The sequence below is a fragment of the Micromonospora sp. NBC_01412 genome (genome assembly GCF_045040215.1).
Taxonomy (GTDB): domain Bacteria; phylum Actinomycetota; class Actinomycetes; order Mycobacteriales; family Micromonosporaceae; genus Micromonospora; species Micromonospora rubida.
On record NZ_CP109528.1, the window covers coordinates 7,406,906 to 7,419,207 of the forward strand.

Here is a 12,302-nt window from a genome sequence, read left to right on the forward strand (position 1 = left end):
GGCATGAATCGCTGGGGACTCGGCACGAGCCGCCGGGGACTCGACACGAGCTGCTGGGGACTCGGCATCAGCCGCCGGGGACGCCGGATCGGCCGCCGGGGCGACCCGGGCGCGACCCGGACCGGGGTGCGGCAGGTGACCTGGGCCGCGCTGCGGGCCCGCCGGCCGGTCGTGGCACGGCTCGCCGGCTGGTCGGTCGTCGAGGCGCTGCCGGCGCTGCTCTCCGGCGCGCTGGTCGCCCGGGCGGTCGACGAGGGCTTCCTGGCCGGCCAGCCGGGCGTGGGCCTGGGCTGGCTGGGGCTGCTCGCCGGGGCGGTGCTCGTCGGCGCGGTGGCGACCGGACGGACGTACCGGAGCCTCGGCGCGGTGGTCGAGCCGTTCCGGGACGACCTCGCCGCCCGGGTGGTCCGGGCGGCCCTGCGGGACGCCACCCGGGCCGGCGGACGCGCGGACAGCGCCGCGGCGGCCCGGCTGACCCACCAGGTGGAGCTGGTCCGGGACACCTTCGCCGGCCTGCTGATGGTGACCCGGGGCTTCCTGTTCGCCGCCGGGGCGGCCCTGCTGGGGCTGGTCGCCCTGGATCCGGTGGTCGCGGCGCTGGTGGCCGCGCCCCTGGTCGCCGGGCTGGCCGTGTTCCTCGGTGCGCTGCCGGCGATGGCCGGGCAGCAGCGCCGGTACGTCCGCGCCGGCGAGGAGCTGGGCCGGGCCGGCGCATCCGCGCTGTCCGGGCACCGGGACGTGCAGGCGTGCGGGGCTGCCGGGCGGGTCGTCGCCGACGTGGGCCGGCGGGTGGCGGACCAGGCCGCCGCCGAGCGCGTCCTGAGCCGGATGTCCGCCGTGCGCAGCCTCAGCCTCGGCGTGGGCGGCTGGCTGCCGCTGGCGGTGCTGCTGCTGGCCGCGCCCCGGCTGGTGGACCGGGGCCTGACCGCCGGTGCGGTGCTCGGTGCGCTGATCTACGTCTCCACCGGCCTCCAGCCCGCTTTGCACGCCCTGGTGCAGGGCCTCGGTGGGGGCGGCCTGCGCTACGTGGTCACCCTGGACCGCATCCTGCGGACCTGCCCGGACCCCACGGACGAGCCCGCCCCCCAGCACGACACCCCGTCGCCGGGGGCCGCGCCGGCCGGCTGGCCGGACGACCGCGCACCGGGCCCGCCGGCCGGGCCGGGCGACACCGAACCGGCCGTCCGGGTGCACGGGCTGACGCTCCGCTACGGGGCGGCGGCGCGGCCGGTGCTGGCGGACGTCACCCTGAGCCTGCCCGCCGGGGAGCACCTCGCCGTGGTCGGGGCGAGCGGGGCGGGCAAGTCCACCCTGGCCGCGCTGCTGTCCGGGCTGCTCGCCCCGCAGGCCGGCACGGTGCTCCTGGGCGGGGTCCCGGTGGCCGGCGCCCCGCCGGCCGCGCTGGCCCGGCTGCGGGTGCTGGTGCCACAGGAGGCGTACGTCTTCACCGGCTCGCTCGCCGACAACCTGCGCTACCTGCGCCCGGAGGCCGACGACGGCACCATGACGGACGCCGTCGACGCCCTCGGGGCGGGGGCGCTGGCCGCCCGACTCGGAGGGCTGGACGGGGCAGTGACGCCAAGCGCGCTCTCCGCCGGCGAACGGCAACTCGTCGCCGCGGTGCGGGCGTACCTGTCCCCCGCCCCTCTGGTGATCCTCGACGAGGCGACCTGTCACCTGGACCCGGCGGCCGAGGCGACGGTGGAGGACGCGTTCGCCCGCCGGCCCGGCACCCTGGTGGTGATCGCGCACCGGATCAGCTCCGCCGTCCGGGCCCGCCGGGTGCTCGTGGTCGACGGCGAGCGGCCGGTGGCCGGCACGCACGAGGAACTGCTCGCCCGGTCGGCGACCTACCGGGAGCTCGTCGGGCACTGGGACGACCGGCCCACGCCCGCACCGGCACCGGCACCGGCCCAGCGGGGCTGACCCGCCCGCCGCCGCACCCGCCCCGCCGCCGACTCGTGAGCCGCCGCGCCTGCACGGCGGCCCCCGGGGCGGTCTCGCGTCAGATCCAGCCGGAATCACGGGCCACCCGGACCGCCTCGACCCGGGTCCGGGCCCCGGTCTTGCGGGCGATCCGCCCGAGGTGGTTGCGGACGGTCCCGTGCGAGAGCCGCAGCGAACCGGCCACCTCGGCGACCGGGGCGCCGGCTGCGGTCAGCCGCAGCACCTCGGTCTCCCTTTCGGTCAGCGGGCTGTCCGCGCCGAGCGCCGCCAGCACCAGCTCGGCGTCCACCACCGACTCGCGCCGGGCGAGCCGCCGGATCCCGTCCACCACCCGGTGCGGGGCCACGTCGCTGGCGAGGATGCCGACCGTCCGGCCCGGGAAGAACACGCTGTACAGGCCCCGGGCGCGGCGGGGGTCGGCGAGCACCAGCAGGGGGCACCGGTGCGCCGCCGCGTCGCCGGCGATCAGCTCGAAGTCCACCACCGCGACGTCCGGCCGGCCGACGCGGACCGCCTGGCCGACCGCGTCACCGCGGCCCACCTCCGCCACCACGTGGATGTCCTCCTCGGCGGCGAGGACGAGCGACAACGCGCCCCGGACCAGGGCACCGTCCAGGGCGAGCAGGGTACGGATCACGGTGGACCTCTCCCGAGCAGCTCCATTGATCACGGACAGTCAACATTCAAACACGTAACTGCCGGATCCGCTCGGTGAGCGGGCGGACCCGCGCACGCACCGCGCCGGGCCCGCCCGCGCCGGTTACAGCCAGCCGTCCCGCTGTGCCAGTCGGACGGCCTCCATCCGGTTGCGGGCACCGGTTTTGCGCAGGATGACCGACAGGTGGTTGCGCACCGTTCCGTGGGCCAGGAAGAGCCGACGGGCGATCTCCTTCAGCGGCAGGCCCTCGGCCGCCACCCGCAGCACCTCCAGCTCCCGGCGGGTCAGCGGGTTGGCCGGCGGGCTCAGCACGGCCGCCGCGGCGGCCGGGTCGATGACCCGCTCACCGGCGGCGGTCGTCCGGACCGCGCGCACCAGCTCCGACAGCCCGGCGTCCTTGCTGACCAGGCCGCGCGCGCCGGCCGCCAGCGCCGCCTCGACCAGCGGCGGGCTCCATCGGTGGCTCATCGCCAGCACGGCCGTCCCCGGGGACTCGGCGACCACCTTCGCCACCACCGACGCCGACTCGGGCACCTCCGGCTTCAGCTCCAGCACCAACACCTCGGGGTGCTCCCGGCGCAGCACCCCCCACAATTCACCGATGCCGGCGGCATCGGCGACGACCTCGATGTCCTCCTCGTTCGACAGCGCGGCGCACAGCGCGCTGCGCAGCAGTCCCATGTCCTCGGCCACGACGACGTGGATCACCACGTATCTCCGATCTCGGGTACGCGTCGCGCCGCCCGGACCACCGGCTCGACGCCGGGACGGGTGCGGTGCGCGCGGGAACGGACAACGTCGGCCCGGAGCGGTGCCAAGACGGGTGCTCGCGGGCCACGGCGGGCCACGTCGGGCGGTCGGCACGGCACGGGGCCGGCGACCGCGGGACGGGCCGGGCCGCGGGCTCAGCCGGGGCGGACGGTCACTGCCGGGGCGCGGTCGTCGACCGGAACCGACAAGCGCGTGGTGCGCTCCCGGCCACCGGCGTACGACGGCCAGCGGGCGTCGTCGGTCGAGGCGGGCACGGGCCCGGAGGTGGCACGGGCGTCGTCGGCGCGCTCGCCGGGCGGCGCCGACCGGCCGGGCCCGCCCGGCGGCGGCGCCTCGGCCACCGTCCCGACGTGCCCCGAGGTGGCCCGGGCCGGGCCGGGGACGGCGGGACCGACCGTCCACCCGGTCGGGGACGCCACGGCCGGCCCGGAGGACATGCCGCCGACCCGGTCGGGCGACGGCGGGGCCGGCGCGGGCGGAACGGCAGCGGGGACTGCGGACGCCGGAGCCTGGGGCTCGAACGGCCCGCCGGGGGACGGCGCGGGGCCGGCCGGCGGGGTCGCGGGACCGGGCGGCCCCGCCGGGTCGGCCGGCAGGCCCGGCAGCAGCGGCAGCACCGGGGTGAGCAGCTCGTCGACCAGCGGCAGCACCGGCGGGAGCAGCTCGTCGACCAGCCCCAGGACCGGGGGCAGGACCTGCTGCGCCGCCCCGGGAACCGTGTCGGTGACCGTGTCGGCCAGGGCGGTCGTGAGGCTACCGACGAGCGCCGCCACGCCGCCGACCGGACCGGGTGGCGCCGGGTCACCGGGCGCCACCGGAAGCGGTCGCCCGTTCCCGGCCGACGGGCCCCGCGCGCCGGCAGCGGCCGACGGCGCGTCGGGGGCAGTTGGTCGGTCGGCCGGGCGGAAGCCCGGACGGGAGGCGCCGGGCCGACCACCGTCGGGGTGGGACCGGTCGGGGTCGCTCCGACCAGGGTGGCCCCGGGCGGGGTTGCCATGGTGGGGACCGGCGGGCCGGGCGTGGTCGGCGCCGGTGGGCAGGATGCCGTCGAGGACACCGGCCAGCGGGCCGGCCGAGCGGGGCGATCCGCCGGGGCCCACGGCTGCCGGAGGCCGGCTGCTGTCGTGCGCGGCGGCGGGGCCGGCGAGCAGCACGGCCGCGACGATCCCGGCACCCGTCGCGGCCAGCAGCAGCGCGATCCGCCGTACGAGCCGGGCCGCCCCCGCGACCGAGGAGGCGCCGGCACGGCGCGCCGACGCGGTCACCACGGCCGGCGCGGCGCGGACAGCGGGACAGCGCACGCGGACAGCCCCCCTCCTCGAAGACGTCGACACATCGTAACGACGCCGTCACCCCCACGCATCCCCCTGCCGGCTCGGTCCTGCCGGGCGAACCGGACGCTCACCCGGCCGGAAGGTGAGCGCGCGGCGCGGCGAACCGGGCCACCTTGAGGTACGCCGGTTGGGCCCCTGCGGCCGGCGGAACGCCGCCGACCCGGCCGGGCCGCGGGTCGACGTGCGGACGGGGTCGGGTCGGCGGTCAGAGGTCGGATCTGCGGATCAGGTGTCGAGCCAGCGGTGGATGCAGTGCAGCAGGTCCTCGGCGTCCACCGGCTTGGTGACGTAGTCGCTGGCCCCGGAGGTGATGCTCTTCTCCCGGTCACCGTGCATCGCCTTGGCGGTCACGGCGATGATCGGCAGGTCGGCGTAGCGCGGCATCGCCCGGATGGCGGCGGTGGCGGCGTACCCGTCCATCTCCGGCATCATCACGTCCATCAGCACCAGGTCGATGTCGTCGTGGCGCATCAGGGTCTCGATGCCCTTTCGGCCGTTCTCGGCGTACACCACGTCGAGCCCGTGCAGCTCCAGGATGTTGGTCAGGGCGAAGACGTTGCGGGCGTCGTCGTCGACCACCAGGACCTTGCGCCCGGCCAGCCCGGCGACGCCGCCCCAGGGCGCGTCGGCCTCCTGGGCCGGCCGGCCCAGCGGCACCACCCGCTCGGGCACGTCCACCGACAGGTGCAGGGCGATCCGCTCGCGCAGGTCGTCCAGGCTGGCGACGATCTCCAGGGGACGGTCCCCGGCAGTCGCCCGGATCAGGGCCTCCTGCCCGGGTGCCAGCGGCCGCGCGTGGTACGCCAGCACCGGCACGCCGCCGTTCACGGCGTCGTCGTGCAGCGCCCTGAGCAGTACGGTGCCGCTGTCGTCCGGCAGGTCCAGGTGGACCACGAGGCAGCGGTGCCGGCGACGGGCCACGGCCTGAAGCGCCGCGGGGGCGTCCAGGACGGTGGCCACCTCGACCGGCGGGAGGCCGTCGGTCAGCCCGGCCGCGACGCCGTGGACCAGCATGGTCAGCAGCCCTTTGTCGTGGTGTTCGAGGACGAGGACGCGCCGCTCGTCCGCCGGGGGCAGCCCGGTCGGCGGCCAGAACGGGCCGGGCACGGCGGCGAGGTCACGCGCGACCTGGCCGGCGAGGGCGGCGAGGGACGTCGGGAGGCCGGCGGGTACGGCCGAACCGGGCACGGTGGCCGGCAGGTAGAGGGTGAACGTGCTGCCCCGCCCGAGAACACTGCTCGCGGTGATCCGGCCGCCCAGCAGGTGGGCGATCTCCCGGCTGATCGACAGGCCCAGCCCGGTTCCGCCGTACCGGCGGCTGGTGGTGCCGTCGGCCTGCTGGAACGCGTCGAAGATCGCGGTGAGGTGCTGCTCGGCGATGCCGATGCCGGTGTCGACGACCCGGAACGCCAGCACCGTCTCCCCCGGCGCGAACCGCTCGGGCAGCTCTTCCGGGCGGGCCCGCTCGATGCGCAGTTCCACCCGGCCCTGCTCGGTGAACTTGACGGCGTTGGAGACGAGGTTGCGCAGCACCTGCCGCAGCCGCTGCTCGTCGGTGTGCAGCCGCTGCGGCACGTCCGGCGCGGTGCTGATCTCCAGTGCCAGGCCGCGCGGCGTGGTCAGCGGGCGGAACGTGGCGTCGACGTAGTCGCGCAGCACGCCCAGCTCGAACGTCTCCGGGTTGATGTCCATCTTGCCGGCCTCCACCTTGGACAGGTCGAGGATGTCGTTGATCAGTTGGAGCAGGTCGGTGCCGGCGGAGTGGATGACGGTGGCGTACTCGACCTGCTTGGCGGTCAGGTTGCGGTTCGGGTTCTGGGCCAGCAGTTGGGCCAGGATGAGCAGCGAGTTCAGCGGGGTACGCAGCTCGTGGCTCATGTTGGCGAGGAACTCCGACTTGTACTTCGAGGCCAGCGCGAGCTGCTGGGCGCGGGCCTCCAGCTCCTGGCGGGCCTGCTCGATCTCGGAGTTCTTGGTCTCGATGTCGTGGTTCTGCCGGGCCAGCAGCGCCGCCTTGTCCTCCAGGTCGGCGTTGGAGCGCTGGAGTTCCTCCGAGCGGGCCTGGAGTTCCTCCGAGCGGGCCCGAAGCTCGGCGGCGAGGCGTTGCGACTCGGTGAGCAGCACGTCGGTGCGGGCGTTGGCGACGATGGTGTTGACGTTGACGCCGATGGTCTCCATGAGCTGGTCGAGGAAGTCCCGGTGCGCCTCGGTGAACCGGCTCATACTGGCCAGCTCGATGACGCCGAGCACCTGGTCCTCGAACAGGATCGGGAGCACCACCAGGTGCAGCGGTACGGCGGCGCCGAGGCTGGAGGAGACGGTGACGTAGCCGGCGGGGACGGCGTCCACCACGATCGCCCGCTTGCTCACCGCGGCCTGCCCGACGAGGGACTCGCCGAGGGTGTACCGGCGGCCGGAGGCCCGGTGGCCGTAGCCGCCGACCACCCGCAGGGTGCGGGCGTCCCCGGTCTCCTCCACCAGAAGGAAGGTGCCGAGCTGCGCGGAGACCAGCGGGGCCAGCTCGTCCATCACCAGCCCGGCGACCACCTCCAGGTCCCGGTGGCCCTGCATCAGGCCGGAGATCCGGGCGAGGTTGGTCTTCAGCCAGTCCTGCTCCTGGTTCATCCGGGTGGTCTCGCGCAGCGACTCCACCATGGAGTTGATGTTGTCCTTCAGCTCGGCCACCTCGCCGGAGGCGTCCACGGTGATCGAGCGGGTCAGGTCGCCGGTGGCCACCGCGCTGGTCACCTCGGCGATGGCCCGGACCTGCCGGGTGAGGTTGCCGGCCAGCTCGTTGACGTTCTCGGTGAGCCGCTTCCAGGTGCCGGAGACGCCCTCCACCTCGGCCTGCCCGCCGAGCCGCCCCTCGCTGCCCACCTCCCGGGCCACCCGGGTCACCTCGGCGGCGAACGACGAGAGCTGGTCCACCATCGTGTTGATGGTCGTCTTCAGCTCCAGGATCTCACCGCGGGCGTCGACGTCGATCTTCCGGGTCAGGTCGCCCTGGGCTACGGCGGTGGTCACCTGGGCGATGTTGCGGACCTGGCCGGTGAGGTTGTTCGCCATCGAGTTGACGTTGTCGGTGAGGTCCTTCCAGGTGCCGGCCACGTTGGGCACCCGGGCCTGACCGCCGAGCCGCCCCTCCGTGCCGACCTCCCGGGCCACCCGGGTCACCTCGTCGGCGAACGCGCCGAGGGTGTCGACCATGGTGTTGATGGTCTGGGCGAGCACGGCGACCTCGCCCTTCGCCTCCACCGTGATCTTGCGGCTCAGGTCGCCCTGGGCCACCGCCGTGGCGACCAGCGCGATCGAGCGCACCTGGTTGGTGAGGTTGTTCGCCATCTCGTTGACGTTGTCGGTGAGGTCCTTCCAGGTGCCGCCGACGTTGGACACCCGGGCCTGACCGCCGAGCCGCCCCTCCGTCCCCACCTCCCGGGCCACCCGGGTCACCTCGTCGGCGAACGCGGAGAGCTGGTCGACCATCGTGTTGATGGTCTCCTTGAGGGCCAGGATCTCGCCCCGGGCGTCGACCCGGATCTTCTGGGTCAGGTCGCCCTTGGCCACGGCCGTGGTGACCTCGGCGATGCTGCGGACCTGGGCGGTGAGGTTGTCGGCCATGACGTTCACCGACTCGGTGAGGTCCTTCCAGGTGCCCGAGACGCCCTTGACGTCGGCCTGACCGCCGAGCCGCCCCTCCGTGCCGACCTCCCGGGCCACCCGGGTCACCTCGTCGGCGAACGACGAGAGCTGGTCCACCATCGTGTTGATGGTGTTCTTCAGCTCCAGGATCTCGCCGTGCGCGGTGACGGTGATCTTCTGCGACAGGTCCCCCCGGGCCACCGCCGTGGCCACCTGGGCGATGCTGCGCACCTGGTCGGTGAGGTTGACCGCCATCGAGTTCACCGAGTCCGTCAGGTCCCGCCACGTCCCGGCGACGCCGCTGACCTGGGCCTGGCCGCCGAGCCGGCCGTCGGTGCCGACCTCCCGGGCCACCCGGGTCACCTCGTCGGCGAACGACGAGAGCTGGTCCACCATCGTGTTGATGGTGCTCTTGAGTTCGAGGATCTCGCCCCGGGCGTCCACGGTGATCTTCTGGGACAGGTCGCCCCGGGCCACCGCCGTGGTGACCTGGGCGATGTTTCGCACCTGGCTGGTCAGGTTGCCGGCCATGAAGTTCACCGAGTCGGTCAGGTCGCGCCAGGTGCCGGCCACCCCCGGCACCTCGGCCTGGCCGCCGAGCCGGCCCTCGCTGCCGACCTCCCGGGCCACCCGGGTCACCTCGTCGGCGAACGACGAGAGCTGGTCCACCATCGTGTTGATGGTGACCTTCAGCTCCAGGATCTCGCCCCGGACATCCACGGTGATCTTCTGCGACAGGTCCCCCCGGGCCACCGCCGTGGCCACCTCGGCGATGTCGCGCACCTGGTCGGTCAGGTTCCCAGCCATGGCGTTCACCGAGTCGGTGAGGTCCTTCCAGGTGCCCGACACCCCGGGCACCTCGGCCTGGCCGCCGAGCTGGCCCTCGGTGCCCACCTCGCGGGCCACCCGGGTCACCTCGGAGGTGAACAGCGAGAGCTGGTCGACCATGCCGTTGAACACGGTGGCGATCTCGCCGAGCAGGCCGTCGCCGTCCTCCGGCAGCCGGGTGCCGAAGTCGCCGTCGCGCACCGCGGTCAGGCCCGCCAGCAACTGCCGCAGGCCCGGGTCGGTCACCGATCCGGCCGGACCGGGAGCCGTACCACTACGCCGCACCGCCGACCGCTCGACCATCGCAACCCCCCGGAACCGACCGCCGGGTGGACGGCCCGGCGACGACGACAGCAAACCGGGCCAGTATGCACGTGACCGCGCGCGATCGGCGAGGAGTGGCCCTCCCCCGGGTCAGCCCGGGCAGGCCCGGGGCGGGGGTGGGGTCACCGCCCGCAGGGTGACCAGCCGGGCGCTGACCCGAGCGGTCGTGCCCCGGCCGTCGACGCGGATCTCCAGGCCGTCGGTGAGCTGCTGGGCGAGCCACAGGCCGCGCTGGCCGACCTGGTCCGGTGCGGGGAGCGCGACCCGTACGTCGCCGAGGCCGGGGCCGTCGTCGGTGATCTCGCACGTCAACAGGTCGCCGTCGCGGCGCAGCCGCAGTTCGCCGCTGCCCCCGCCGTGCCGGATGACGTTGGCGACCAGCTCGTGCACCGCCAGCACGAAGTCCTCCAGGGCCGCGCCGGCCAGTCCGGCCGCGCCGGCCGCGGCGACGACGGCGTGACGCAGCGCCGTCACCTGCCCGGCGGCGATCGTCTCCGCCAACAGCGTCACCCCGGTACCCGCACGGGACGCGCCGGCTCCCGAGCCACCACCGTCACCCCCACCGCTGATCATGGCCGGACCGTACACGGCCCGCACCCGCCCGGGACTCCCGTGGTGGATCTTCCGGCCGGCGCCCGCTCAGCCGGCCCGGGTCGCGGGCAGCCGGGACATCAGCTGGATCTGGGCGGTGCGGGATCGTTCGATGCGGTCGGCGAGGTCGCGTACCTCGGCGCCGACCGCCACCGGCCGGTGCGCGCGGGCCAGCGCGGCGGCCCGGCGCTGGTGGGCGGTGAGCACGTCGACGAGCACAACGTCGAACCGGTCGGCGGGCGCGGAGCGCAACCGGGCGAGATCCGCGTCGGCGGTCGGCGACCCGCCGGGGTGCGCGTGGTGGCCGGCGTGCCCGTCGTCGTCGCCGGGCGGGGTCGCGGCGGCCAGCCACCGCCGCATGGTGGCCAGTTCGTCGGCCTCGGTCGCGTCGACGGCGGCGACCAGGGTGCGCAGCTCGGCGTCGGTCACCCGGCCCGCCGCCGCGGCGGCGATCACCCGGGTCCGGTCGTGGTGGGCCACCATCGCCGTCAGGAACGGCACGTCCGCCGGGTCGGGCCGGACCGACCCGGCGGACGGCGGCGCGCCGGTCCCGCCGGAGGGCGGGGCAGGTGCGGGGGACGCGCAGCCGGTGACCGCGAGGAGTGCGGCGAGCGGGAGTGCCGCGAGGCGGCGGCGCACGCCGTGGACTGCGTCGGGTCTCATGTGCCGTGGCCTTCCGTGCTGGGCGGGTGTGGCCCGGGACCGGGCCACACCCGGGGCGGGTCAGAGCCGGGCCCAGAGCGCCGGCACGTTCGGCGGCTCCCAGCCGGGCAGGGCGGTGTGCGGCTGCAGGCACCGGTACGTCGAGCCGCCGTAGGTGACCTGGTCACCCACCTGGTACGCCTGCCCGGCGGCCCAGGTGCCGGAAGGGGCCGGGGTGGTCGGGGCCGGCGTGGGGGTCCGCGTCGGCGACGGGGTCGTGCTGGGGGTGGGGGTGGGCGTCGGGTTGCCGCCGCCCCCGCCGATCTGGAGGTCCACGCACGAGTAGAAGGCGTTGGCGGTGTCGGAGATGTTCCAGATGGCGAGCAGCTTCTGCCGCCCCGAGAACCCGCCCAGGTTGACGGTGTGCGAGACGGTGGCGCCCGGCTGCTGCCCGCCCCCGTTGACCAGGCCGACCCGGGTGCCGCCGATCCAGTACTCCCAGTTGCTGGTGGCGTGCCGGGCGGTGTTGGTCCAGGTGAAGGTCACCGAGCTGCCGACCGAGGTGGCCGGCCAGCCCCGGGCGTCGTCGTTGAGGACGGCGAACTGGCTGATCCCGGCGTGGCAACTGCGCAGCCCTTTCGGGCCCTCGACGCTCTGCGGCTCGTACTTGATCTGACCGCAGTCGGGCACCCGGTTCTGGGCGCAGAGCGCCTGCCGGCTCGGCGGGCCGGAGATGTACCCGTGTGCCTGGGCGGGCACCGCGACGGCCAGCGAGGCGACGACGGCGCCCGCCGACGCGAGCGGAAGGATGACTGTTCGACGCATGTGGATGCTCCTTCGGATCGAGGCGGGCGTCGGCACACCGCCGAGCTGGGGGAACGCGCCCGCCTGGGGGATGCTGTGAACATAAAGTAAACATTCTTAACAGTAAATACCTCGGCCGAAAAACAACCCGGGCGACCGGTGCCGCGCCCCGTTGCCGCCCCCGCGCGGGGCGGGACGCCGGGCCACGGAGGATCCCGTCGCCGCCCCGGGCCGCGGAGGCCGACTCGGGTCGGGCCGCATACGGCGAGGCCAGGCGCAATCCATTCCGCGGCGGCAGCGCATATCTCCGGTTCCGCTCGGACAAAATGCAATTGACGGCTGTTGACCGATTTGCGCGCGCTCGCAAGTCGACGGCGACCAAAAGCCTGCTTTTCCGATAGGGAATTCGTAGTTATCGGGGCCCGAGGGAATCGGCAATCCGACCTCGCCGGGAGGGACGCACGGAGGGTGACAATCCGCCCCGCAGCCGCAGGCGACCCGATGCGCATCGACCCAGCCCAGGGGTGCCGTCCAGGTCAGCAGATCCCCGCAGGGCGGCAACCGGCGGTCACGACGGGTCGCCCACCGCCGCACCGGGCAAGCAGATTGCAGAATGCACGGGTTGACGCGCCCCACCCCCACGACAATCATTGCTGTCACTGGACGGCGATTATCGCGATTCCGGATAGGCGACGTTTTCCCACGTCAGTGGGTTTATTCGTGGCATCCGCAGAAGCGCCGGCCGCCGTCGGCGTCCAGCCAGG

8 protein-coding genes are annotated in these 12,302 nt (G+C 74.8%); 1 reads left to right on the plus strand and 7 read right to left on the minus strand.

Annotated features, from left to right (window positions below):
* The first annotated feature begins 3 nt into the window (after positions 1–3).
* Positions 4–1,926: an ATP-binding cassette domain-containing protein gene (locus OG617_RS32210; protein WP_405096644.1), complete on the plus strand. Its 1,923-nt coding sequence runs from the start codon at positions 4–6 to the stop codon at positions 1,924–1,926.
* Between the two features lie 79 nt (positions 1,927–2,005).
* Here the strand turns inward: OG617_RS32210 and OG617_RS32215 are convergent, their stop codons facing one another.
* From OG617_RS32215 to OG617_RS32245, 7 genes are all read right to left on the minus strand, one after another.
* On the minus strand, positions 2,006–2,584 hold the full coding sequence (locus OG617_RS32215; RefSeq protein ID WP_405096645.1) for a response regulator transcription factor: 579 nt from the start codon (positions 2,582–2,584) through the stop codon (positions 2,006–2,008).
* 123 nt (positions 2,585–2,707) lie between these two features.
* Positions 2,708–3,313 carry a response regulator transcription factor gene (locus OG617_RS32220; RefSeq protein ID WP_405096646.1) on the minus strand — a complete coding sequence of 202 codons (606 nt, stop codon included), beginning with the start codon at positions 3,311–3,313 and terminating at the stop codon, positions 2,708–2,710.
* Positions 3,314–3,510: 197 nt separating this feature from the next.
* Positions 3,511–4,677, minus strand: a complete 1,167-nt coding sequence (locus tag OG617_RS32225) for a hypothetical protein (RefSeq protein ID WP_405096647.1) — start codon at positions 4,675–4,677, stop codon at positions 3,511–3,513.
* 258 nt (positions 4,678–4,935) lie between these two features.
* Complete coding sequence (locus OG617_RS32230; protein ID WP_405096648.1) at positions 4,936–9,480, minus strand: HAMP domain-containing protein; 4,545 nt, start codon at positions 9,478–9,480, stop codon at positions 4,936–4,938.
* A gap of 111 nt (positions 9,481–9,591) precedes the next feature.
* Complete coding sequence (locus OG617_RS32235) at positions 9,592–10,074, minus strand: ATP-binding protein (protein WP_405096649.1); 483 nt, start codon at positions 10,072–10,074, stop codon at positions 9,592–9,594.
* Between the two features lie 66 nt (positions 10,075–10,140).
* On the minus strand, positions 10,141–10,755 hold the full coding sequence (locus tag OG617_RS32240; RefSeq protein WP_405096650.1) for a DUF305 domain-containing protein: 615 nt from the start codon (positions 10,753–10,755) through the stop codon (positions 10,141–10,143).
* Between the two features lie 60 nt (positions 10,756–10,815).
* The gene (locus OG617_RS32245) at positions 10,816–11,559 is read right to left on the minus strand and encodes a lytic polysaccharide monooxygenase (protein WP_405096651.1); all 744 of its coding nucleotides are present in this window, start codon (positions 11,557–11,559) and stop codon (positions 10,816–10,818) included.
* Positions 11,560–12,302 lie beyond the last annotated feature (743 nt).